Raw genomic sequence first — 24,982 nt, 5'->3', positions numbered from 1 at the left:
GCTGGAAGGCCGTTCGATGGTGGGTGTTCGCCAACAAACCAGTCCCAACTTCAGGAGTCGTGCGTCGATGAATCGGATTTATCGCAAGGTTTGGAACAAAGCGTTGGGCGTGTGGGCCGTGGCATCGGAACTGGCCAGTGGTGATAGCCCGGGAGCAGTGACCACTGCCGCATTCATCGACCGCCGCCAGAGCCGTTGCCTGGTCGCCGCGATCGCTCTGGCGCTGGGTAGCGCCGGGATCGCCATTCCTCTTTCCGCGATGGCGCAGTCGGTCGAAGTCGGCGACGGTGCAGCGGCGTTCGCCACCAGGACCACCGCCATCGGCAGCAACAGCCATGCAAGCGCCACCGGCGCCGTGGCAGCCGGTGCCGATAGCAGCGCCAGCGGTGTGAACAGCAGCGCGATCGGGCGCCAGACCAATGCCATCGGCGAGAACGCGGTGGCCATCGGCTACAATAGTTTTGTGCGCCAGAGCGGCGAAAACGGCGTGGCGCTCGGCGCCAATGCCGGCGTGACCGGTGCCAACTCGGTGGCGCTGGGCGCAGGCTCGCGCACCCACGAAGACGACGTGGTGTCAGTGGGCAGCGGCAATGGCCGCGGCGGCCCGGCCACGCGCCGCATCACCAATGTCAGCGCCGGCGTCAACGCCACCGACGCGGTCAACCTGGCGCAGTTGCAGGACGTGGCCGATGTGGCCGACGACACCGCAACGTTCTTCAAGGCAACCCCGGGCGAAGACAGCGTCGGCGCGTATGTCGAAGGTGACAGCGCACTGGCTGCCGGCGATGCGGCCAACGCGGTGGGCACGGCGACAACCGCGTTGGGAACCGGTGCCAATGCCGTGGCCGACAACGCCACCGCCGTGGGCGCCAATGCGCTCGCCTCCGGGCAGAACAGCGCAGCATTCGGCCATAACGCACAGGCCAACGGCCCGGGCAGCGTGGCCGTTGGCGGCGCTGCGGTGGACGAAGATGGCCAGCCGTTGATCACCAACGGCGGGGTGCCGGTGGAGACCGGCGCCACCAGTGCCGGCGTCGGCGGAACCGCGGTCGGCGCCAGCGCCAATGCCGATGGATTTGCTGCATCGTCGTTCGGCGTCGGCGCGTATGCCGCCGGTGCGCAGTCCTCTGCGTTCGGTGCGGTTGCCAATGCGGCCGGCGATTACGCCACCGCGGTGGGCACGCAGACCAGCGCCAGCGGCACCAGCAGCACTGCGGTCGGTGGCCCGGTCGATTTCATTCCAGGTCTGGGTTTCTTCGTGCAGACCCAGGCCAGCGGCGAAGCATCCACCGCGCTCGGCGCCGGTGCGATCGCGTCGGGTACCTACACCACGGCGGTGGGCACGCTCAGCGAAGCCTCCGGCACCGAAGCCACGGCGGTGGGTTACTTCGCCTACGCACCTGGCGAAGGCGCCACTGCGGTCGGCCCGGAATCCTGGGCCAGCGGTGAATTGAGCACGGCGCTGGGCTATTACAGCACCGCACGCGGCGCCAACTCGGTTGCGTTGGGCGCCAACTCGGTGGCCACGCGCGCCAATACCGTGTCGGTCGGCGCGGCCGGCGATGAGCGTCAGATCACCAGCGTCGCCGCCGGCACCGAAGGCACCGATGCGGTGAATCTCGATCAGCTCACTGCCGTGTCCGAGGTTGCCGATACCACTGCGCGCACGTTCGTCGCCACGGGTGACGGCACCGCGATTGCCGAAGGCATCGACAGCGTTGCTGCCGGTTCCAATGCATCGGCAACCGGCGACTACAGCGCCGCATTCGGTTCGACCAGCTCCGCAACGGCGCAGGGCACCACTGCGATCGGTAGCGGCGCGATCGCTGCTGTGGACAATGCAACCGCGCTCGGTTTCAACAGCACTGCAGTGGCCGATTACGCCACTGCGCTCGGTGCTGACAGCAGTGCATCGGGCGAGTTTGGCACGGCGATTGGCGGCGCCAGTCTGGCAACCGGCAGCGGCGCCACCGCGCTCGGTTACGAGAGCATCGCCAACGGTGCCGATTCCACCGCGCTGGGTGCGGGGAGCGTGGCGTTTGGCGACACCAGCACCGCGGTCGGCGGAGCGAGCGTGGCGTTCGGTGAGGACAGCGCTGCCTTCGGTTCCAATGCCGCTGCCGGCGGTACCGCATCCACCGCCATTGGTGCTGGCAGCAGTGCTTTCGGTGAGCGCACTGTCGCGCTGGGCGGATCCAGCAATGCGTCGGGCGATGACAGCGTTGCGCTTGGTTCGAGCAGTCAGGCGTCTGCGTTGGGCACCACTGCGATTGGTAGCGGCGCAAATGCGAACTTCAACAACGCCACTGCGATCGGCTTCAACAGCGTTGCCAGCGATCGGTACTCCACCGCGTTGGGCGCCGACAGCACGGCGACCGGCTTCTACGGCACTGCCATCGGCGGGACCAGCGTGGCCAACGGGCGTGGCGGCACTGCGATCGGGTTTGAAAGCATCGCCAATGGTCTCGAATCCACCGCGCTGGGGTTTGCCAGCGTCGCGTGGGGCGACACCAGCACCTCGGTGGGTGCAGAAAGCACCGCGTACGGCAACCGCAGCGTTGCGCTCGGTATTACCGCCTCTGCCGGTGGTGACCTCTCCATCGCCATCGGCGACAACGCTTATACGGCCGGTGCGCGTTCGATCGCTCTCGGCTCGAACGCGGTTGGCTATGGCGATAGCACTCTGGCGATTGGCGCGGAGGCCTTCGTCGAAGGCAATCGCAGCATTGCGATCGGCGACGGTGCGCGGACCGCAGTCGACAACAGCGTTGCGCTGGGTGTTGGCGCGGTCGCCGATCGCGCCAACACGGTGTCGGTAGGCAACGCCGGTGGCGAGCGTCAGATCACCAACGTCGCCGCCGGTACCGAGGGCACCGATGCGGTGAACCTGGACCAGCTCAACGCGGTCGGTGAAACCGCAGAAGCCACCGCGCGTCTGTACACCGGCACCGGCGCCGGCACGGCCGATGCGCAGGGCGAAGACGCCACCGCTGCCGGTTCCAACGCCACTGCCGAGGGCGATTACAGCAGCGCGTTCGGTTCCAGCAGCCAGGCGATCGGTACCGGTGCATTGGCAGTGGGCAGCGGCGCCAGCGCCACTGCGCAGTTTGCCAGTGCATCGGGCTACAACGCGGCGGCCAGCGGGTTTGGCAGCGTGTCCAGCGGTGCCTACAGCCAGGCCAGCGGCGACTATGCGGTGGCGGTGGGCGGCGAGAGTGCAGCAGCAGGTGCGCAGAGCACCGCGTTGGGTGCAGCGGCAGATGCGTCTGGCGATGGATCGCTGGCGGCCGGTGCGTTGAGCGTTGCCAATGGCAGCGAAACCACGGCACTGGGTTACTTCGCCAGCGCCAGTGGCGACTCGGCCACGGCAGTGGGTGCAGAAAGCATTGCCGATGGCACCAGCGCAGCCGCCTTCGGCTTCGGCGCCGAGGCCAGCGCCAATTACTCCACCGCACTGGGCGGCTATTCCAGCGCGACCGGTTTCAACAGCACCGCGCTGGGTAATTTCAGCACTGCCAGCGGCTCCAGCAGCGTGGCGGTGGGTGGCGATGCAACCGCATCGGGCACCTACAGTCTGGCGGCCGGCCAGGGCAGTGTGGCCAGCGGCTACAACAGCGTGTCGGTCGGTGGCGCCTTGCTCGGCCTGTTGCCGACCGAAGCGTCCGGCGACTTCTCCACCGCACTCGGCGGCGCCGCATGGGCACCTGGCCTCAATAGCACCGCGCTGGGCAATTTTGCCGAATCCACTGGCGAAAGCAGCGTGGCGCTGGGCGCCGATTCGGTGGCCGATCGCGATTTCGCAGTGTCGGTGGGCAGCACCGGCAACGAACGTCAGATCACCAACGTGGCGGCCGGTACGCAAGGCACCGATGCGGTGAATCTGGACCAGCTCACCGCAGTAGCCGAAACCGCTGAATCCACCAGCAAGTACTTCAAGGCCAGCGGCAGCGATGACAGCGACGCCGGTGCCTATGTGGAAGGCGACAACGCATTGGCTGCAGGTGAGGGCGCCAATGCCACCGGCACCGGCACCACGGCGTTGGGTGCAGGCGCGCAAGCGGTTGCCGACAACGCAACGGCGCTCGGCGTAAGCGCCTTGGCCAGCGGAATCGGCGCAGCGGCGCTGGGCAACAATGCCCAGGCGACCGGCGAAAACAGCAGCGCCATCGGCAGCAATGCCTTGGCCAGCGACATTGGCGCCACCGCAAACGGTGCCGGCGCGCAGGCGATTTCGACCTACACCACCGCGCTCGGCAGCGAAGCGGTGGCCTCCGACAACCAGGCAACCGCGGTCGGTTTCCGCAGTGCTTCTTCCAATGTCGGTAGCACCGCGTTGGGCGGGTACAGCGAGTCCAGCGGCAGGCTGTCGTCGGCACTGGGCTATGGCGCGGTTGCGTCCAGCGACTACAGCACTGCGGTCGGTGCCGCAGCGCTGGCCTCTGGTGCCAGCGCCGTGGCGGTGGGTGAATTCAGCGAAGCCACCGGCGAAGAAAGCGTGGCCGTTGGTGGCAGCACGTTCTTCGGGTTCATCCCGGCGCGTGCTTCCGGCACCGGCGCTGCTGCATTCGGTGCGGGTGCGTGGGCCACGGCCGACTACACCACCGCGATCGGCTGGAATTCGTATGCCGATGGCGTCAACGCCACCGCATTGGGTCAAAGCGCCGCAGCATTGGCCGACAACACGCTGGCATTGGGTGGCGGCAGCCGCGCCGACGCGATCGGTGCCAGCGTCGTCGGTGTGGACGCTTCGGCGACCGGCATCAACAGCACCGGTGTCGGTCGTCAGGTCAACGTGATCGGCGAAAACGCGGTGGCAGTGGGCTACAACGCGTTCGTGCGCCAAAGCGCGGTCAACGGTGTGGCGCTCGGTGCCAATGCCGGCGCAACCGGCGCCGATTCGGTGGCGTTGGGCTCGGGCTCGCGCACGTATGAGGCCGACACTGTGTCGATCGGCAGCGGCAATGGCCGTGGCGGTCCGGCCACGCGCCGCATCGTCAATGTCAGCGACGGCCAGGCCGCCACCGATGCGGTCAACAAGGGCCAGTTGGATTCCTTGGCGGCCGATGTGCAGACCACCAACGGCATGGTGCAAACCACCGGCGAAGGCGTGGCCTCGGCAACCGGCGATCGCAGCAGTGCGGTCGGTGCAGGCGCCAGCGCCAGCGGGGCGCGCAGTGTTGCGATTGCCTCCGGCAGCCGGGCGTCGGCGACCGGTGCCAGTGCGCTGGGTGTGGACAGCAGCGCCAGCGGCGTCAACAGCATCGCAATGGGCCGTCAGACCAATTCCATCGGCGAAAACGGCGTGGCGCTGGGCTACAATTCCTTCGTGCGCCAGAGCGGCAGCAATGCGGTCGCACTCGGTGCCAATGCCGGTGCCAGCGGCGCTGATTCGGTGGCCTTGGGCTCCGGTTCGCGCACCTACGACGCCAACGTGGTGTCGGTCGGCAGCGGCGATGGCCGCGGTGGTCCGGCCACGCGTCGCATCGTCAATGTGGGCAACGGCGCGATTGCCACTGCCAGCACCGATGCGATCAACGGCGGGCAGTTGTTCCAGTCCCTCAGCAATGCAGCCAGCTTCCTCGGTGGTGGGGCGGCGATCGGTGCGCAAGGCGTGTTCGTTGCGCCGACCTACGTGATTCAAGGTGCCAGCTACAACAACGTCGGTGCTGCACTGACCGCGTTGGACAGCAAGGTCAACGAGCTCGATGCACGTGGTGGTACCGCAACCGCCAGCACGGCCGCACGCACGGCGTCGCTGCGCACTGCATCGGTGCCTGCGGTTGCCGCTACTGCGGCGACTGCGCAGATCGATGCTGCAGCTGTGGTCGCAGATGCCACGGCAAGCGTGCAGGGCACGCCGACCGCAGCAGTGGTCGGCAGCATCACGCCGGCCGCCACGTCCACCGCCGTCGGCACGGCGGCAGTGGCCAACCACGTGACCGGTACTGCAATCGGCGGCAGCGCGTATGCGCATGGCCCCAATGACACTGCGATCGGCAGCAATGCACGCGTCAATGCCGATGGCAGCACGGCGGTCGGCGCCAACACGCAGATTGCGGCAGTGGCGACCAATGCAGTGGCGATGGGCGAAGGCGCGCAGGTCAGTGCGGCTTCCGGCACGGCGATCGGCCAGGGCGCACGTGCCAGTGCGCAGGGTGCAGTTGCACTCGGCCAGGGCTCGGTCGCCGATCGTGCCAATACGGTGTCGGTGGGCAGCGTCGGCGGCGAGCGCCAGGTGGCCAATGTGGCCGCCGGTACGCGTGCCACCGATGCGGTCAACAAGGGCCAGCTGGACAACGGCGTTGCCGCTGCCAACAGCTACACCGACAGCCGCTACAGCGCGATGGCCGACAGCTTCGAAAGCTACCAGGGCGATATCGAAGACCGCCTGCGTCGGCAGAACCGCCGCCTGGATCGTCAGGGCGCGATGAGCTCGGCGATGTTGAACATGTCCGCCAGCGTGGCCGGTATCGCCTCGCAAAACCGCGTCGGTGCCGGCGTCGGTTTCCAGAACGGCGAATCGGCGTTGTCGGTGGGGTACCAGCGAGCGATCAGCCCGCGCGCCACGGTGACGGTCGGCGGCGCACTCAGTGGCGACGACAGCTCGATCGGCGTGGGTGCTGGTTTCGGCTGGTAACGCGCTGCTGCATGAAACGCAGCGGCGCCGAGTTGCGCCGCTGCGGTAGAGCAAGGCCTGAGGGGGCGGGTAAGGACCGTGGCTGGGCCGGCCAACGGATTCGCATGGAGTGATGGCCGTACCAGGAGTGGCTGACGAAACGCAGCGTGCCGTCCGCGGTTGCGCAGCAGTTTCGAGGGTCGTTCCAAGCCTGACTTGACTGACGAAACACACGAAGAGGACTTCACCGTGATCGACAAGAATTTCCGTTTCAACCCGCTGACCGGCGCCATCCTGATGATGGCGCTCGGTGCATCGGGCACCCTCGCTGCCGCCCCGCAACTGCTGGTCAAGGAACCGAACCAGGCAGCAGCGGCCGGCGACGCATTCAGTAGCCGCCTGATCGTGCGCTACAAGGACAACACGGCCGCTGCGACCGATCGCGCCAGCAAGCTCGGCGCCGTGCAGGCCGCTGTCGGCCGCGTTGGCGCCAGCAGTGGTGCGCGCGCCAGCGCAGCCGCCGTCAAGGCGACGTATGTGCGCAAGCTCGGCATCGGCTCGGACCTGATCAAGCTGTCCAGCACGCTGACTGCCGCACAGGTGGACAAGGTGGTGGTCGAGCTCAAGAACGATCCGTCCGTGGCCGACGTGCAGATCGATCGCATGCTGCGCCCGGTCGAGATCAAGACGAGTGTTGCCGCGACCGACGTGAGCCCGCAGCTGGTGCCCAACGACCCGCTGTATGCGCAGTACCAGTGGCACCTGAGCAACCCCAACGGCGGCATCAACGCGCCGGCCGCATGGGACCTCTCGCAGGGTGCCGGCGTGGTGGTGGCGGTGCTGGATACCGGCATCCTGCCCGGCCATCCGGATTTTGCCGGTAACCTGCTGCAGGGTTACGACTTCATCACCGACGCTGAAGTCTCGCGTCGCCCGACCGATGCCCGCGTGCCCGGCGCGCTGGATTACGGCGACTGGGAAGAAGCCGATAACGTCTGCTACGACGGCTCGGTGGCGCAGGAAAGCTCCTGGCACGGCACCCATGTCTCGGGCACCGTGGCCGAGGCGACCAATAACGGATTAGGCATGGCGGGCGTGGCGCCGAAGGCGACCATCCTGCCGGTGCGCGTGCTCGGCCGTTGCGGCGGCTACACCTCCGACATCGCCGATGCCATCGTGTGGGCCTCGGGCGGTGCGGTGGATGGCGTGCCGGCCAACACCAACCCGGCCGAAGTCATCAACATGAGCCTGGGCGGCGGCGAGCCCTGCGATCCGGCCACCCAGGTGGCGATCAACGGCGCGGTGTCGCGCGGCACCACCGTGGTGGTGGCGGCCGGCAACAGCGGCGAAGATGCGGCCAACCATTCGCCGGCCAGCTGCAACAATACGATCACCGTGGGCGCCACGCGCATCACCGGCGGCATCACCTACTACTCCAACTACGGCAGCAAGGTCGACCTGTCGGGTCCGGGCGGCGGCGGTAGCGTGGACGGCAATCCGGGCGGCTACATCTGGCAGGCCGGCTACACCGGTGCGACGACGCCGACCTCGGGTACCTATACCTATATGGGCCTAGGTGGCACCTCGATGGCGTCCCCGCATGTCGCCGGCGTCGTGGCGCTGGTGCAGAGCGCGTCGATCGGGCTGGGCGATGGCCCGCTGACCCCGGCCGCAGTGGAAACCCTGCTCAAGCAGACCAGCCGTCGCTTCCCGGTGACCCCGCCGGCCAGCACCCCGATCGGCAGCGGCATCGTCGATGCCAAGGCCGCGCTGGAAGCGGTGCTGGTGGAACCCTGCGACCCGGCCACCGAGAGCTGCGCACCGACCGCCATCGCGCTGACCAACAAGGCACCGTTGGCTGGGCTGAGCGGCGCTGCCGGCAGCTCCACGCTGTACAGCTTCGACGCCAAGGCCGGCGCGGTGCTCAGCTTCATGACCTACGGCGGCACCGGCGATGTGTCGGTGTACGTGAGCTTCGAAGCCGAGCCCACTGCTACCTCCTACGATGCCAAGTCGACCCGCCCGGGCAACAGCGAAACCGTGCGTTTCACTGCACCCAAGGCAGGCACCTACTACATCAAGCTGGTCGGTGCGAAGGACTACGCGAAGCTGACGCTCGTTGCACGACAGTAAGCGGTGAAATAGTGTGACCGATGCCCCCGGCCAATCACCGGGGGCATCGTTTTTCAGGGCGATTCAGATGGGTGCGGTTGATCGTCGCGGCAAACTGCTACAGTCGGCGCCGAACCAGTGGAGACGAGTGTGAACGCGGTTGCCGTCGATCCAATTGAGCATCGAAGTGCGGAGACGCGCATCGTCGAAGCATTGCTTGAACGCCGTCGTCTGAAAGACACCGATCTGCTGCGCGCGCGCCAGTTGCAGACCGAATCCGGCATGGGCCTGCTGGCCTTGCTGGGCCGTCTGGGCCTGGTGTCCGAACGCGATCACGCAGAGACCTGCGCCGACGTGCTCGGCCTGCCGCTGGTGGACGCACGCCAACTCGGCGATACCCCGCCTGAAATGCTGCCCGAAGTGCAGGGCCTGTCGCTGCGTTTTCTCAAACAATTTCATCTGTGCCCGGTCGGCGAACGCGATGGCCGGCTGGATCTGTGGATCGCCGATCCGTACGACGATTACGCGATCGATGCGGTGCGTCTTGCGACCGGATTCCCGCTGTTTCTGCAGGTCGGGTTGCGCTCTGAAATCGACGATCTGATCGAGCGCTGGTATGGCCAGGGCCGCAGCGCGATGGGCACCATCGTGGAAACCGCCGATGGCGATGCCAACAGCAGCGACGACATCGAAGCATTGCGCGATCTGGCCTCCGAAGCGCCGGTGATCCGGCTGGTGAATCTGGTGATCCAGCACGCGGTGGAATTGCGCGCCTCCGACATCCATATCGAACCGTTCGAAAGCCGGCTCAAGGTGCGTTATCGCGTGGACGGCGTGCTGGTGGAAGGCGAAAGCCCGCCGGCCAAACTCACCGCCGCGGTGATCAGCCGCGTCAAGATCATGGCCAAGCTCAACATCGCCGAACGCCGGTTGCCGCAGGACGGCCGCATCATGCTGCGCGTGCAGGGCAAGGAGCTGGATCTGCGCGTCAGCACCGTGCCCACCGCGCATGGCGAGAGCGTGGTGATGCGTTTGCTCGACCGCGAAACGGTGGTGTTCGACTTCTACAAGCTTGGATTTACCGAAGACTTTCTGCCGCAGTTCCGCAAGGTGCTCGAGCAGCCGCACGGCATCATGCTGGTGACCGGCCCCACCGGTTCGGGCAAGACCACCACGCTGTACACCGCATTGAGCCAACTCAACACCTCGGACGTGAAGATCATCACCGTCGAAGACCCGGTGGAATACCAGATCGAAGGCATCAACCAGATCCAGGCCAAGCCGCAGATCGGGCTGGATTTCGCCAATGCGCTGCGCAGCATCGTGCGTCAGGATCCGGACATCATCATGATCGGCGAAATGCGCGATCTGGAAACCGCGCGCATCGCGATCCAGTCTGCGCTCACCGGCCATCTGGTGCTGTCCACGCTGCACACCAATAACGCGGCCGGCGGCATCACCCGCCTGCTCGACATGGGCGTGGAAGACTACCTGCTCACCTCCACCATCAACGGCATCCTGGCGCAGCGCCTGGTACGCAAGCTTGACCTGCCCAATGCCGAACGCTACCTGGCATCGCCGGAGGAGGTTGAGCGTTTCAACCTGCGCCGCCTGCAGCCGGAGGGCGAGATTTACCTGTATCGCCCGCGCGCCTCGGCAGCGGCGCCGACCGGCTATCTCGGCCGCACCACCATCGTCGAATTCCTGGTGATGAACGACGAGCTGCGGCGCGCGGTGATGCGCCGTGCCGGCATGGGCGAGATCGAACAACTGGCCCGCAAGGCCGGCATGCGCACCATGTACGAAGACGGCCTGTCCAAGGCCTTGCGTGGCGAAACCACCATCGAAGAAGTGTTGCGCGTGACGGAGGATGCGTGAGAATCAATGGAGCAGCAGTGAGCATCGGAAGCTCAGAATCGGAAGATAATCAGGGCAGCTTCCTGGCAATGCGGTGTGTGCGCCCAATCGCACCAACACAACGCAGCATCGTGCTTTTCCCGATTCCCCAATCCCGACTCCCCAATCCCAGCTCCAACGCCTGATGCCCCTGTACCGCTACAAGGCGCTCGATGCGCACGGCGAAATGCTCGATGGCCAGATGGAAGCGGCTAGCGATGCAGAAGTGGTGCTGCGTCTGCAGGAGCAAGGCCATCTGCCGGTGGAAACACGCCTGGCCACCGGCGAAAGCGACTCGCCGTCGCTGCGCATGCTGCTGCGCAAGAAGCCGTTCGACAACGCCGCGCTGGTGCAGTTCACCCAACAGCTGTCCACGCTGATCGGTGCCGGCCAGCCGCTGGATCGTGCGCTGTCGATCCTGATGGATCTGCCCGAAGACGAAAAAAGCCGGCGCGTGATCGGCGATGTGCGCGACACTGTGCGTGGCGGCGCGCCGCTGTCCTCGGCACTGGAACGCCAGCATGGGCTGTTTTCCAAGCTCTACATCAACATGGTCCGCGCGGGCGAAGCCGGCGGCAGCATGCAGGACACCCTGCAACGCCTGGCCGATTATCTGGAGCGCAGCCGCGCACTCCGGGGCAAGGTGATCAATGCGCTGATCTATCCGGCGATTCTGCTGGCGGTGGTCGGCTGTGCGTTGCTGTTCCTGCTCGGTTATGTGGTGCCGCAGTTTGCGCAGATGTACGAAAGCTTGGATGTTGCCTTGCCGTGGTTCACGCAAGCCGTTTTGAGCGTGGGCCTGCTGGTGCGCGACTGGTGGGTGGTGCTGATCGTGGTGCCGGGCGTGCTCGGGCTGTGGCTGGATCGCAAGCGGCGCAATGCGGCGTTTCGTGCCGCGCTGGACGAATGGCTGCTGCGGCAGAAAGTCGTCGGCAGCCTGATCGCACGCCTGGAAACCGCACGGTTGACGCGCACGCTGGGCACCTTGTTGCGTAATGGCGTGCCGCTGCTTGCGGCGATCGGTATCGCGCGCAATGTGATGTCGAATCTGGCGCTGGTCGAAGATGTCGACGCCGCTGCCGACGACGTCAAGAACGGCCACGGCCTGGCGATGTCGCTGGCACGCGGCAAGCGCTTCCCGCGGCTTGCCCTGCAGATGATTCAGGTGGGCGAAGAGTCCGGCGCGCTGGACACGATGCTGCTCAAGACCGCCGACACCTTCGAGCTGGAAACCGCGCAAGCCATCGACCGCGCGCTGGCCGCCCTGGTGCCGCTGATCACGCTGGTGCTGGCCTCGGTGGTGGGGCTTGTCATCATCTCGGTGCTGGTACCGCTGTATGACCTGACCAATGCCATCGGATAACGTGGCGGTGGATTCACAACAACTTTCAGGTGACCGCGCGACACCCATGCGGGAACCATTGCAATGCCCGCCGTGTCATCTTCTGGCGGCAGCATCTTTCATCGACGTGCAAGGAAATCGTTCATGATCAAGCGCTCCATTACCCGTAGTCCATCGCGTGCAGCCCAGGCCGGCATGAGCTTGCTGGAAATCATCATCGTCATCGTGCTGATCGGTGCGGTGCTCACCCTGGTCGGTAGCCGTGTGCTCGGTGGTGCCGATCGCGGCAAGGCCAATCTGGCCAAATCGCAGATCCAGACCCTGGCCGGCAAGATCGAGAATTTCCAGCTCGACACCGGCAAGTTGCCGGGCAAGCTCGATGAGCTGGTCACCCAGCCGGGCGGCAGCAGCGGCTGGCTGGGACCGTATGCCAAGCCGGTCGAACTCAACGACCCGTGGGGCCACACCATCGAATACCGCGTGCCCGGCGATGGCCAGCCGTTCGATCTGATCAGTCTGGGCAAGGACGGCCGCCCCGGCGGCAGCAGCTACGACGCGGACATCAAGTACCAATAAGCCTTCCGCCATGCGCGTTGCGTGTCAGCCGTTGCGTCATCCGCATGGAGTGGTCGGCCCTGGTCGTACACGCACGCGTGGCAGTTCGTTGCTGGAAATGCTGCTGGTGATCGCCCTGATCGCGATGGCCGGCGTGCTCGCCGCTGCCGCGCTCAACGGCGGGATAGACGGCATGCGCCTGCGCACCGCCGGCAAGGCGATCGCCTCGCAGCTGCGCTATACACGCACCCAGGCAATCGCCACCGGCACGCCGCAGCGCTTTCTGATCGACCCGCAGCAGCGCCGTTGGGAAGCGCCCGGCGGCCATCACGGCGATCTGCCGGCGTCGCTGGAGGTGCGTTTTACCGGCGCGCGGCAGGTGCAGTCGCGGCAGGATCAGGGCGCCATCCAGTTCTTCCCGGATGGCGCCTCTACCGGCGGGCGCATCGACCTGCGCGTCAAGGACGCCACCTGGCGTGTGGACGTGGGCTGGATCACCGGCGAAGTGCGCTCCGGCCAATTGCGGACGCCGGCGCCATGAAGCGCCAGCGCGGTTACACGTTGATCGAGGTGATCGTCGCCTTTGCGCTGCTGGCATTGGCGTTGAGTCTGTTGCTGGGATCGCTGTCCGGCGCTGCGCGTCAGGTGCGCGCGGCCGACGAAAGCACGCGCGCCACGCTGCATGCGCAATCGTTGCTGGCCGCGCAGGGCATGGACAAACCGTTGGTGCCCGAGCAGCAACAAGGCAGCTTCGAAGACGGGCATTTTCGCTGGTCGATGGATGTGCGCCCGTATGACGAACCGCGGCGCAATCCGCAGGCGCCGGTGTCCCCCGGCGCGCACACGCTGCTGCAACTGACCCTGGTGGTGCGTTGGGGCGAGCAGCCCAATCAGGTGCTGCAATGGCGCACCTTGCGGTTGGTCGCTGCGGCGCAGCCAGGCAGCGCCCCATGAGCCGTTCGCGCAGCGCCGGTTTCACCCTGATCGAAGTGCTGCTGGCCACGATGTTGCTGGTGGGCGGGCTGGCATTGGCGTTCGCCACCCTGCGCTCGGCCAGTGCGGTGAGTCAGCGCGGCGAAGCGATCGCCCAGCGCAGCGAGCGCGTGCGCGCGGTGGAAGAATTCCTGCGCCGCCGGCTGGCGGCGGCCTTGCCGATCGCGATGGGCATCGACCCGCAAAGCCAGCAACCGATGTTATTCATCGGCGAGCCGCAGCGCATGCGTTTTGCCGCAGATGTACCGGATTATCTGGGCCGTGGCGGGCCGTATCTGCATGATCTGTCGGTGGCCGGCGATGGCGAGCAGCGCAATCTGTTGATTGCATTGACCATGCTGCAGTCGGGCAAGTCGATCGAAGAGGGCACCACGCTTCCGCCGGAAACACTCGCCGAAGGCGTGCAGCAGGTGAGCTTTCGGTATCGTGGCATGGATCCGCAAAGCGGCCGCCTTAGCGCGTGGTTGCCGCAATGGGAATGGCACGACCGGCTGCCGCTGCTGGTGCGCATCGAGATCCGCAGTGGCAATGCCGCGTGGCCGCCGTTGGTGGTGGCGTTGCCGCAGTCCAGCAACCCGGGAGCGGGGCAATGAGCCGCATGCGCGGTGCCGCGCTGGTGCTGGTGTTGTGGTTGATCGCCTTGCTCACCGCGATGATCGGCGCATTCGCGCTGACCGCGCGGGTGGAAGCACTGCAGGGCAGCATGCTGCGCAACGGCGCGCAGGCGCAGGAATATGCACGCTCCGGCCTGGAATACGCATTGTTTCGCTTGCAAAGTACCGACACGCAGGCGCGCTGGCGCGCAGACGGCCGGCGCTACCGTTGGCAGATGGACGATGCCACGGTGGAGATCCGCATTACCGACGAAAGCGGCAAGGTGGATTTGAATATGGCCGAGCCTGCATTGCTGGCGGGATTGGTGCGCGCAGTCGGTGGCGAGCAGGGCCGCGATGCGCGCATTGCCGGCGCCATCGTCGATTGGCGTGATGGCGACTCGTTGAGCCAGCCGGGCGGCGGCGCAGAAGATCGCGATTACGCCGATGCCGGGTTGCCGTACGGCGCAAAAGACGGCCCGTTCGAAACGCTGGGCGAGTTGCGCCTGGTGCTGGGCATGGATGGCGAGCTGTATCGCAAGCTGTTGCCCAACCTCACGCTGTACAGCGGCCGTTCGCGGCCTGAAGCGCGTTTTGCGCCCGGCCCGGTGTTGACCGCGATGGGTCTGGATGCGCGGCAATTGCTGGCCCAGCGTGATGCGCCGCCGGGTTTGCCGGGCAGCGAGGCGACGCTCGGTGGCTCTGACACTTATAGTATCGAGAGCCGGGCGCGACTGAGTCAGGGACGCGAGGCCGTATTGCGGGCGGTCGTGTCCATCAGTGCGTCCGCATTACCTGGGTCGGCCTATACCGTGTTGCGTTGGGAAGAGGGAGCAGCAGTGCAATGACCGCATGGCGGGATACCTTGGGTCGTATCGGCGTACGCGCCATGCCGGGAGCCGGAGGCTTCTGGCGTTGGTGGCAGCAATCGTTGCTGGCCTGGTTGCCGCAGCGCTGGCAATGGCAGTTGGGTCTGTCGCAGGCACGCCTGTTGTTGCAACCGGACGGCGACGCGCTGCAACTGCTGCGCCAGCGCGACCACAGCAGCGAGACCATCGCCAGCCTGCCGTGGCCGGTGCAGCCGCAGGAAGTCAATGCTCTGCTGCCCACCGCACTGGAGGGCTTGCCGCGGCATTGGTTGCTGCCGGCCGCGCACGCCTTGCGTCGTCCGTTGCGCCTGCCTGCCGCCGCCGCCGCGCGTTTGCAGGATGTGGCGCGTTTTGAAATCGATCGGCAAACCCCGTTCACCGCCGACCAGGTGTATTTCGACGCGCGCGTGCTCGATGTGCGCGAAGACGGCCAGCTCGATGCTGAACTGGTGGTGGTGCCGCGCCGCATGATTGATGGCCCGGACGGTGTGCCCGACGCATGGAGTAGCGCGTTGTCCGGCATCGATGTGACCGATGCGCATGGCCTGCCGTTAGGCGTGAACCTGCTGCCGCCGGCGCGTCGCCTGCGCCGCAGCGACCCGATGCAGCGCTGGAATCTGTTGCTCACCGCCGCCGCACTGGTGCTATTGGCAGTGGCCGGTTGGCTGCTGCTCGACAACCGCCGCCAGGCCGCCGACGACTTGCGTGCCAAGGTGCAGGCCAACGCCGCACGTGCGCGCCAGGTCGCTGCCGAACGCCAGCAATTGCTGGATCTGGTCGAAGGTGCCACCTTCTTCCAGCAGCAACGCGCCACCCGCCCCACCTCGGTGGAAATCTGGGACGAGCTGAGCCGGCGTCTTCCCGGCGGCACCTATCTGGAAAAATTCTCGGTCGAAGGCGGGCAATTGCAGTTGATCGGATTGAGCAACGAAGCGTCCTCGCTGGTGCGTCGTCTGGAAGGCTCGCCGCTGTGGCGCACGCCCTCGCTGACTGGCGTGCTGCAGAGCGATGCCGGTCGTAATGTGGACCGCTTCACCATCACCGCCGAGCTGGCCGGCCCCGATGCCAAGGAGGCGGCCGATGCCACGCAGCGTTAAGCGCGATCGCTGGATCGCTTTGGGCCTGTTGCTGCTGGTGATCGGCGTGGCCTATCTGGTGCTGGTGCACCCGTGGTTCACCCAGCCGATGATCGCGGTGCAGGACGACCTGCAAGCGCTGCGCGAGCGCGAGCTGCGCGTGCGCGTGCAATTGCAGCAGGCGCCGGAAGTGAGCAAACGGTTGCGTCAGGCGCGCCAGACCTTGGAAAGCCGCCCCGGCTTCTTGCCGGAAACGTCTGCCGAACTGGCCTCGGCCGGGTTGGTGCAGCGGCTGGAACGCGCGGTGGTGGAAGCCAGCCCCGGCAACCGCAGCTGCGCCATCAGCAACCGCTCGCCGTTGCAGCCGGAGAGCAAGGACCGCTTCACCCGCGTCGCGGTGCAGGTGCGCCTGCGTTGCGGCACCCCGGAACTGGCCTCGGTGCTGTACAGCCTGGAAAACGGCACGCCGCGCCTGTTCGTGGACAACCTCAACGTGATGGCGCAGCGCTACCAACTCTCGCCCAACGAAAGCGGCAACGGCCTGGATATCGCCTTCGAACTGGCCGGTTATCTGCGCCCGGGCGCCAGTGCAGCGCCGTTGAATACCGACGCTGCACCCGCCGCCCCAGACGCCGCGGAGGCCAGCAATGCGCCTTGACCTGATCGGGCTGCGCACCTGGCTGCTGGCCACCGTGGTCGGCTGGGCGCTGCTGGTGTGCGTGCTGGCGGTGGCCGGCCTGGGCAAGCGGGTGGAGCTGCTGCCCGACGACCCGGCGCTGGTGCAGCGCCTGCCCACCCTGCCGGCACCGGCGCCGGAGCGGCTGGGCGCGTTCGAGAAATATTCGGAAATCGCCGCGCATCCGGCCTTCGCCGAAGATCGCCTGCCGCATCCTTTCTTCCTGTCCGGCAACGACGGCAGCGGCGCCGCATCAACGGTGCGGCTGACCGGCGTGCTGCTGACGGACAACTTCAAGATGGCCACGCTGACCCTGGACCCGCATGATTCGGTGCGGGTCAAACTCGGCGGCGATGCGGTCAAGGGCTGGCGCCTGCTCGCACTGCAGCCGCGCAGCGCCACCATAGAAGGCCCGGGCGGCACCCAGACCCTGGAACTGCAGGTGTTCAACGGCCAGGGCGGGCAGCCGCCCACCGCCAATGCCGGCGCGCCGGCTGCACCCGGCGCCACGCCACCGTTACCATCGCCCGACGCCGCCGCGGTGCAGCCGCCGCAGCCCCAGCCTGCCACGCCTGCCCAGCAGCCCGGCGGGCAGGCACCGCCGACGGTGCCGCCGCAACGCAGCGACGGTGCCCAGGAAGCCCCACGTCCCTCCGACGATCAGATGCGTGCCATCCGCGAACGCATCGAAGCCCGACGCCGCCAGCTGCAACAGCAGCGCCAGAGCGGCTCAACCCCCGGTCAGACCCAATGAGTGAACGCATGACGCCGCGCCTGTTCCCCGTGTCCCTGCTGATTGGCCTGTTGGCCGGTTGTGCCACCACTCCGCCGCCGGACGTACGCCGCGACGCGCGCCTGGATCCGCAAGTCGGCGCTGCCGGCGCCACCCAGACTAGCGCCGAGCAAGCCGCCGACGGCAACACCAGCGCCAAGCCGGTGCCGGTGATCCGTCGCGGCAGCGGCAGCATGATCAACCAGAGCGCGGCCGCCGCGCCGTCGCCCACGCTGGGCATGGCCAGCAGCGGCAGCGCCACCTTCAATTTCGAAGGCGAATCGGTGCAGGCGGTGGTCAAGGCGATCCTGGGCGACATGCTCGGCCAGAACTACGTCATTGCCCCGGGCGTGCAAGGCACCGTGACCCTGGCCACGCCCAACCCGGTCTCGCCGGCGCAAGCCTTGAACCTGCTGGAAATGGTGCTGGGCTGGAACAACGCGCGCATGGTGTTCAACGGTGGCCGCTACAACATCGTGCCGGCCGACCAGGCACTCGCCGGCACCGTCGCACCCAGCACCGCATCGCCGTCGTCCGCGCGCGGTTTCGAGGTGCGCGTGGTGCCGTTGAAGTTCATCTCCGCCAGCGAAATGAAAAAGGTGTTGGAGCCGTACGCACGGCCCAACGCCATCGTCGGCACCGATAATTCGCGCAATGTGATCACCCTGGGCGGTACTCGCGCCGAGTTGGAAAACTATCTGCGCACCGTGCAGATCTTCGACGTGGATTGGCTGTCGGGCATGTCGGTGGGCGTGTTCCCGATCCAGTCCGGCAAGGCCGAAAAAGTCTCCGCCGATCTGGAAAAAGTCTTCGGCGAACAGAGCAAGACGCCCAGCGCCGGCATGTTCCGCTTCATGCCGCTGGAAAACGCCAACGCGGTGCTGGTGATCACCCCGCAGCCGCGCTATCTGGACCAGATCCAGCAGTGGCTGGACCGCATCGACAGCGCCGGCGGCGGCGTGCGATTGTTTTCGTACGAGTTGAAATACATCAAGGCCAAGGACCTGGCCGACCGCCTGTCGGAAGTGTTTGGCGGCGGGCGTGGCAATGGCAGTGACTCGAATGCATCGCTGGCCCCGGGTTCGGAAACCAGCGTACTCGGCGGCGTGGCCGGCAATCGCGACAGCAGCATGGGTGGCAGCTCCGGCACCACCGGCGGCAGCATCGGCGAAAGCAACGATGGCAGCTCCTCCGGCAGCAGCTTCGGCGGCAGCAGTGGCAGTGGCAGCAGCAGTGGTGGCCTGGGCAATGGCAGCTTGCAGTTGTCGCCGCGCAGCAACGGCAATGGTGCGGTGACGCTGGAGGTGTCCGGCGACAAGGTCGGTGTCTCGGCGGTAGCCGAAACCAATACCTTGCTGGTGCGCTCCACACCGCAGGCATGGACCTCGATCCGCGACGTCATCGAAAAGCTCGACGTGATGCCGATGCAGGTACATATCGAAGCGCAGGTGGCTGAGGTGAATTTGACCGGCGACCTCAGCTACGGCGTCAATTGGTATTTCGAAAACGCGGTGAGTGCTGCCACAGCGACCGGAGGTGCAGGTCTGCCACCGGCAGCGGGCCGTAACATCTGGGGCGACATAGCAGGGACGGTCACTAACAATGGTCTTGGCTGGACATTTCTTGGAAAGAATGCCGCTGCGGTCATCAGTGCGCTTGATCGTGTCACCAACGTGCGCCTGCTACAGACTCCATCGGTTTTCGTCCGCAACAATGCCGAAGCCACGCTCAACGTCGGCTCCCGTATCCCGATCAATTCCACATCGATCAACACGGGGCTGGGCAGCGACAGCAGCTTCTCATCGGTGCAGTACATCGATACCGGTGTGATCCTGAAGGTGCGTCCGCGTGTCACCAAAGACGGCATGGTGTTCCTGGACATCGTGCAGGAAATTAGCACCCCCGGCTCGCGTCCGGCAGCGTGTACTGCTGCTACCACCACGACAGTCAATAGCGCGGCTTGCAACGTCGATATCAATACGCGTCGGGTCAAAACCGAAGCTGCGGTACAAAGTGGCGACACCATGATGCTTGCCGGTTTGATCGACGACAGCACGACCGATACAAGCGACGGCGTACCGTTCCTGAGCAGGCTTCCGGTCGTCGGTGGGTTGTTCGGGACCAAGGGCAAGAACAACACACGCCGCGAAGTCATCGTGCTGATCACCCCGTCGATCGTGCGCAACCCGCAGGAAGCGCGCAATCTCACCGACGAATACGGTCAGAAGTTCAAGGCCATGGAGCCGCTGAAACCTAGCCAGAAGCCGCAGTGAGTGCGGTTCTGCCCGTCGTGCTGGTGCCGGTCGGCACCGACGACGAGGCCCTGGATGCCTGTCTGGGTGCACTGGATGCCGCCACGCCCGCCGGCGCGCGGGTGTGGCTGGCTGACGACGCGCAGGCCGGCCCGCGCGGCCGCGCGGTGATCGCACACTGGTTGGCGCGCACACACCTGCAGGCGCATCACACCCGTCGTCAGCGCATGCTCGGCGAGGTGGCCCATCTGGACGAAATGCTCAGCGGCTGCGGCGATGCCGATGTGGTGGTGCTGGGTGTGGATGCCTGCCCGTTGCCGGGGTGGCTGAATCAGCTCAACGCCTGCTTTGCGCGCGATGCGGCGATTGCCACCGCCACGCCCTGGAGCAATGTGGGCGAAGCCTGCGGCTGGCCGCGACTGGGCGAACTCAACCCCATGCCCGCCGCGCCGGACCGGCTTGCCGCCGCCTGCGCCGCAATGCCACCGCTGCACCCGGAACTGCCCTCGGCCACCGGCCACGCGGTACTGCTGCGCGGCAGTGCGCGGCGCAAGGCCGGCGGTCTGGATGCCAGCAGTTACGGCTCGTGGTACGCCGCACTGGTGGATCTGAGCCTGCGCGTGGGCGGGCTGGGATGGCGCAATGTCCTGTGCGAAACCGCCTTCGTCGCCTCGCCGCACGAAGGCCGCCCGGCCGATGGCGACATGGATGCACTGGCCACCCGCTGGCCGGCCTGGCACGCACGCCTGGCCAACTTCCTGATGCACGATCCGTTGCGTGCACAGCGCGATCAACTCGCACAATTGCTGGCCGATCTACCGCCGCCGGATCCACAACGCAGGCTATTTGACGCGTAGAGCAGCTGCCAAAGCAGCATGCTCACCGCTAGGCGGGCGCAGCCGGTATTCGGTGCGGCATGTACCACGCGTACAGTGCGGTTCCTTGAGCGCTGTCCCCTGCAAGCTGACGACTGCTCGCCGTGTGGTGAGTGCAGTGGTGTTGTCGGCCGCATCCTGGTGGATTCGGTCGGAAGTCCAGATCAAACGCTGAGTGGGTCGAGGGCGCGGTGCCCTCGCCGCTCGCGGGACACGCCGTGAATCCGTCCGTGGAGGCTCGGTGGCGGCATCCATGCCGCCACACGGTCCCGCAAGCGGCGAGGACACCGCACCAGAAAGTTAGTCGGCTGCTTTGTTGAAAACATGCACACCGACCATCTCCACTGGTCCTTGCCCGCCCACCGTCGCGGGACCTTACGCGGCATGGATGCCGCGTAAGAGCCTACACGGACGTACTTGCGGCGTGTCCTGCGAGGGTGGGCGGGCAAGGACCCTGCAGCCAAGCCGCAGATCAGCCGCTCTGCAGTAGACTGGCATGACGTACGTTTTGTTAGCCGCTCTTAAGAAGCCGAGCGCGTCGGCGCCTCGGTGCGCACCACCACGTCCAGTGCGTCGTGGCGCCAGGATTCGATATCCAGCTCCACCGCGCGGCCGTCTTCGGCAAAGCTGACCCGCTGCAGCCGGAAGCACGGTGTGCCGGTGGTGGATTGCAGCAACATGGCTTGCGTGGCATCCAGCCCGGCCGGGTGCATCGAGACGTGCGCGCGGCTCAAAAATAGGCCCAGTTTCTGGTTGAACACGCTGGACAGCGAACCGGCCAGATCATGTTCCAGCAAACCAGGCGCCCACGCGGCCAGCACCACGTTGGTTTCCAGCAATACCGCGCGGCGGTCGATCCAGCGCCGGCGTTGCAGCACAAAGACCTCTTCGTACGCTGTTTCCAACCGCAATGCCGCAGCGAACGCGGCACCGGCTGCCTGCCGGGTGGCACTCAGCAGCTCGGTGCGTGGCTTGCGCCCTTGCGCGGCCACGTACTGCATGAAACCGGCGATGCTGGTGGGGTCGTAGCGCACGCGCGGTGCGCTGACGAACCAGCCGCGGCGGTTTTCGCGGTAAATGCGGCCTTCGGCTTCCAGCTGCTGCAAGGCCTCGCGCAAGGTGATGCGGGTGCAGGCGAAGCGCTCGGCAAGCTCACGCTCCACCGGCAGGCGCTGGTCCGGGCCCCATTCGCCGGCGGCGATCTGCGCGGAAATGATTTCGGTGATGGCGTATTGGCGCGACACGCTCATGCGGCGATCCACCGATGACGGGTGCAGCGCATGTGCAAGGCAGTGTGATGAAAGAGATGCATGTTGCGATGGTAAAGAAGAACGCGCCCACAAACCGCACGTGGCTCAGTCGATGCCTGCCGGGTTCTGTTTCTGTTGGGTGTTCCAGCTACGCCATCCATACACCGCCAGCAGCACGAAACCGGCGTAGAGCAGGGCAGTGGGGTATAGCGCTTTGCTGACGAACACGCCCACGTAAATGCAATCGAGCACGATCCACAGCACCCAGTTGGCGATGCGTTTGCGCGCGGCCCACACGCTGGCCACCAGGCTGAAGCTGGCCAGCGCCGCATCCAGCCACGGCAGCACAGCATCGGTGCGGTGATGCATGTAGGCGCCGAGCGCTGCGGCAAACAGTGCGCCGATGCCTAGCGACACCCACAGCTCCGCGTGCGGCATCGGTAACGGACGGATGCGTGTGTCTGCGGCGGTTCCGCGCTGCCAGTGCCACCAACCGTACAGCTGGGTCAGCACGTAGACGCCTTGCAGCAGCATGTCCGAGTACAGCTTCCACTGATAGAACAGCCAGGCGTACAGCGCCACCGCCACGATGCCCACCGGCCAGCACCAGCGAATGCGCCGCGCGGTCAGCCAGACGCCGAGCAGGTTGATGACGACGGCGATGGATTCGAGCAGCGACATGCAAAGCCTGATGGAAAGTGGATCAGTGGCGGCAAGGGCGGAAGATGCGAATGCGACAGTGCGTGCAGCCGGTGGAGGTCGTTCACTGCGCGAATCGCAGCTGCAGTGCACACCAGGGTCAGATCACAGCTGCCCGCATGTCGCCAGAGAAAGACCCAAACCAACAACGCCGATGCTGTTCTCTTCCCGCGCCTGCGGAGCAAGCCGCCCGCAGGGCGGATGGGGGAGCACTTTTTTAAAAATCCACCTGCACCGTCAATCGCGCAGTGCGCGGCGCGCCGGGAAACAGATACGCATCGCCCTGGTATTCACCGCTATCGCGCCAGTAGCGCTTGTCGAACACGTTGTCCACGTTCAAGCGCCAGGTCGTTGCCAAGCCACCCAGTGCAGTGGCGTAGCGTGCGCCCAGATTGGCCACCGTGTAGGCCGGCACGCTGGCATTACCGAGGCGATCGGCGAACTTGCGCCCGCTGTATTGCACGCCTGCCAGCAGCGCCAAACCATCGACACCGGGCACGCTGTAGTCGGCCTGCACGCTGGCGCGCAGCTTGGGCACGTTGATCGCCTGATGGCCTTCGTACTCGGCAATGTCGGTGTCTTCTGCACGTGAGCGGATCGCCGCAACGCTGGCGAAGATGCGGAGTTGTTCGGTGGCCGCGCCATCGGCCGACAGCTCCAGGCCGCGATTGTGCAGGCGGCCTTGTTGCACGTAGAGCAGGCCACCGTCGGCCTGCGGTTGGGTGAACTGGTAGGCCTGGCGGATGTCGAACAGTGCCGCGCCAAGACGCAGGCCATCGAGCTCGATCTTCGCGCCGGTTTCCAGCTGATAGGCGTTGGTGGGCGGCAGGATTTCATCGGCGTTGTCGGCAAACCATGGTGCGGTGCCGCCGGCTGCCAGGCTCTTGGCGTAGCTGGCATACAACGACACCTGCTGCTGCGGCTTGAACAGCAGCGCCGCCTGCGGCAGCACTGCGTCCTTGCGCGTGCGCCGTTCCAGCAGCCCGTTGCGATCGAACGCGCGCTCGTCCAGGCGCACATAACGCGCGCCCAGCGACAGCTCCCATTGCGAACCGAAGCCAATCCGGTCTGCCAGCACCAGGGCACGTTGACGGCTATCCAGACGGCGTTGCTTCGGGTCCAGTGCCACGTCGGTTTGTGCAAACACCTCCGGGTCGCGGTCGATGCTGCCGCTGCCGACGAATTCGTTGACCGAGCCGAAACGGTCGATGGTGCGGCGTAACCAATCGCCACCGATGCTCAGACGGTGATCCAGCATGCCGGTGACCACATGGCCTTCCAATGTGGCGCGCACCTGATCGTGCACGCGGGTGTCGTCGGGGCTGCGGTAGTCGTAAACGTCGTACTCGCCCTGCGCGCTGAAGAAGTTGGGCGTGACGATGTCGGCGCAGCTGGCCGCGCCATAACAGCCCCAGGCAAACGCGGAGAAATCGTTGATCACCGAGCGGCTGCGCGACGCCTCGGCAGTCGCGCGCCAGTTGTCGTTGAATTGGTAGGCGTAACGCAGCTGCGCATTGAGCGAATCCATCTCCACCGGCCGCGCCCACGGCTGGTAGCCGAGCAGGCGATGCACATCGATGTCGCGCGGCACCTGCGTGCCACCGAGTAGCTGATAGCCGGGCACCGAGCGCTGTTGCCGATGCTGGTATTCCACATCCAGTTGCAGCAGCGATTGCGGGCTGATCTTCCAGTCGCCGGCCAGCGAGAGGAAATTGCGGTAGCCATCGGCATGGTCGACATAACTGTTGATGTCTTCGCGTGCGGCATTGACGCGCACACCCAGCGTGCGCTCGGCACCGAACCAGTCGCCCAGATCGGCGGCGACATAGCGCGAGCCCTGCTCGTCGGTGCCCAGGGTCACGCTGCGCACATGCTCGGGCCGCTTGGTGCGGTAGTCGATCAAGCCGGCCGGTTCGTTGAGACCGGATTGCAGCCCGGCCAGGCCTTTGAGCAACTGCACCTGCTGTTTGTTTTCCAGCGCAATGGATTGCTCGCCCACCGCGCTCAGGCCGTTGATGCGGTAACTGTTGGCCGCGTTGAGCGAATAGCCACGCACCACGAAGTTTTCGTAGTAGCCAATCGGCGCATACGCATCGCCTGCGGAGGCATCGGCGCGCAAGACCTCGCTGAGCACGCGTGCCTGACGATCGAGCAATTGCTGGCGATCGAACACCGCGATCGAGGCCGGTGCATCCAGCAGGCGCGTGGCACCGAATCCGGTCAATGCAGTGTTTGCATCGGCTCGCTCGCCACGCACGTTGATTGCGTCCAGTTCGACCGCTGCGTCGTCGGGTTGCTGCTGCGCCAACGCCGGTGTGGCGATGCACAGCGCCAGTGCAAGCGCGAGCGGGCAGCGAGAGAGCAGGGTGGTGGGAGACACAGGCATGCGCAAGACTCGAAAAGAAG

At 66.1% G+C, this 24,982-nt stretch carries 17 protein-coding genes and 1 other RNA gene; 15 read left to right on the top strand and 3 right to left on the bottom strand.

What is annotated here, in order from left to right; all coding sequences use genetic code 11:
- The first annotated feature begins 67 nt into the window (after positions 1 to 67).
- The 15 genes from AC1KVG_RS03830 (at position 68) to AC1KVG_RS03760 (ending at position 20,760) form a co-directional block, all read left to right on the top strand.
- The gene (locus AC1KVG_RS03830) at positions 68 to 6,637 is read left to right on the top strand and encodes an ESPR-type extended signal peptide-containing protein (RefSeq protein WP_481093549.1); all 6,570 of its coding nucleotides are present in this window, start codon (positions 68 to 70) and stop codon (positions 6,635 to 6,637) included.
- Between the two features lie 228 nt (positions 6,638 to 6,865).
- A complete protein-coding gene (locus AC1KVG_RS03825; RefSeq protein WP_481093625.1) occupies positions 6,866 to 8,749 on the top strand; it encodes a S8 family peptidase in 1,884 nt (627 codons plus the stop codon).
- A gap of 129 nt (positions 8,750 to 8,878) precedes the next feature.
- On the top strand, positions 8,879 to 10,606 hold the full coding sequence (gene gspE / locus AC1KVG_RS03820; RefSeq protein WP_168957125.1) for a type II secretion system ATPase GspE: 1,728 nt from the start codon (positions 8,879 to 8,881) through the stop codon (positions 10,604 to 10,606).
- A gap of 163 nt (positions 10,607 to 10,769) precedes the next feature.
- Entirely contained in the window at positions 10,770 to 11,987 is a 1,218-nt protein-coding gene (xpsF, locus tag AC1KVG_RS03815; RefSeq protein WP_023902633.1) for a type II secretion system protein XpsF, read from the top strand.
- A gap of 123 nt (positions 11,988 to 12,110) precedes the next feature.
- Entirely contained in the window at positions 12,111 to 12,542 is a 432-nt protein-coding gene (gspG, locus tag AC1KVG_RS03810; RefSeq protein WP_043888939.1) for a type II secretion system major pseudopilin GspG, read from the top strand.
- Positions 12,543 to 12,552: 10 nt separating this feature from the next.
- Positions 12,553 to 13,062, top strand: coding sequence for a type II secretion system protein XpsH (gene xpsH, locus AC1KVG_RS03805; RefSeq protein ID WP_119131815.1), 510 nt, complete (start codon positions 12,553 to 12,555; stop codon positions 13,060 to 13,062).
- Positions 13,059 to 13,475 carry a type II secretion system protein XpsI gene (xpsI, locus tag AC1KVG_RS03800; RefSeq protein ID WP_023902634.1) on the top strand — a complete coding sequence of 139 codons (417 nt, stop codon included), beginning with the start codon at positions 13,059 to 13,061 and terminating at the stop codon, positions 13,473 to 13,475. The genes xpsH and xpsI overlap by 4 nt, the downstream gene beginning before the upstream one ends.
- On the top strand, positions 13,472 to 14,107 hold the full coding sequence (locus tag AC1KVG_RS03795; RefSeq protein WP_481093548.1) for a type II secretion system protein J: 636 nt from the start codon (positions 13,472 to 13,474) through the stop codon (positions 14,105 to 14,107). Before xpsI ends, AC1KVG_RS03795 begins: the two co-directional genes overlap by 4 nt.
- On the top strand, positions 14,104 to 14,955 hold the full coding sequence (locus tag AC1KVG_RS03790; RefSeq protein ID WP_104549260.1) for a type II secretion system minor pseudopilin: 852 nt from the start codon (positions 14,104 to 14,106) through the stop codon (positions 14,953 to 14,955). Before AC1KVG_RS03795 ends, AC1KVG_RS03790 begins: the two co-directional genes overlap by 4 nt.
- Positions 14,952 to 16,073, top strand: a complete 1,122-nt coding sequence (locus tag AC1KVG_RS03785) for a PilN domain-containing protein (protein ID WP_481093547.1) — start codon at positions 14,952 to 14,954, stop codon at positions 16,071 to 16,073. The genes AC1KVG_RS03790 and AC1KVG_RS03785 overlap by 4 nt, the downstream gene beginning before the upstream one ends.
- Complete coding sequence (gspM, locus tag AC1KVG_RS03780; RefSeq protein WP_016901906.1) at positions 16,057 to 16,710, top strand: type II secretion system protein GspM; 654 nt, start codon at positions 16,057 to 16,059, stop codon at positions 16,708 to 16,710. The genes AC1KVG_RS03785 and gspM overlap by 17 nt, the downstream gene beginning before the upstream one ends.
- Positions 16,700 to 17,482 carry a type II secretion system protein XpsN gene (xpsN, locus tag AC1KVG_RS03775; protein WP_168957120.1) on the top strand — a complete coding sequence of 261 codons (783 nt, stop codon included), beginning with the start codon at positions 16,700 to 16,702 and terminating at the stop codon, positions 17,480 to 17,482. Before gspM ends, xpsN begins: the two co-directional genes overlap by 11 nt.
- Positions 17,479 to 19,773 (top strand): type II secretion system secretin GspD, encoded by a 2,295-nt coding sequence (gene gspD / locus AC1KVG_RS03770; RefSeq protein ID WP_481093546.1) that lies wholly within the window; start codon positions 17,479 to 17,481, stop codon positions 19,771 to 19,773. Before xpsN ends, gspD begins: the two co-directional genes overlap by 4 nt.
- Positions 19,770 to 20,609 (top strand): glycosyltransferase family 2 protein, encoded by an 840-nt coding sequence (locus tag AC1KVG_RS03765; RefSeq protein ID WP_481093545.1) that lies wholly within the window; start codon positions 19,770 to 19,772, stop codon positions 20,607 to 20,609. The genes gspD and AC1KVG_RS03765 overlap by 4 nt, the downstream gene beginning before the upstream one ends.
- A gap of 59 nt (positions 20,610 to 20,668) precedes the next feature.
- Positions 20,669 to 20,760, top strand: a non-coding RNA gene (locus AC1KVG_RS03760) — sX9 sRNA.
- 388 nt (positions 20,761 to 21,148) lie between these two features.
- On the opposite strand, the gene AC1KVG_RS03755 is transcribed toward AC1KVG_RS03760, so the two are convergent.
- The 3 genes from AC1KVG_RS03755 to AC1KVG_RS03745 form a co-directional block, all read right to left on the bottom strand.
- Positions 21,149 to 21,877 (bottom strand): UTRA domain-containing protein, encoded by a 729-nt coding sequence (locus AC1KVG_RS03755; protein WP_006450725.1) that lies wholly within the window; start codon positions 21,875 to 21,877, stop codon positions 21,149 to 21,151.
- A 105-nt stretch (positions 21,878 to 21,982) separates the two neighbouring features.
- Positions 21,983 to 22,558 (bottom strand): nicotinamide riboside transporter PnuC, encoded by a 576-nt coding sequence (gene pnuC, locus AC1KVG_RS03750; protein WP_481093544.1) that lies wholly within the window; start codon positions 22,556 to 22,558, stop codon positions 21,983 to 21,985.
- Positions 22,559 to 22,793: 235 nt separating this feature from the next.
- A complete protein-coding gene (locus AC1KVG_RS03745; RefSeq protein ID WP_481093543.1) occupies positions 22,794 to 24,962 on the bottom strand; it encodes a TonB-dependent receptor in 2,169 nt (722 codons plus the stop codon).
- Between the last annotated feature and the right edge of the window lie 20 nt (positions 24,963 to 24,982).

The sequence above is a fragment of the Xanthomonas sp. NCPPB 3959 genome (genome assembly GCF_056675575.1).
Note: the sequence above shows the minus strand (reverse complement) of the source record. Positions and strands in the feature narration are given on the sequence as shown.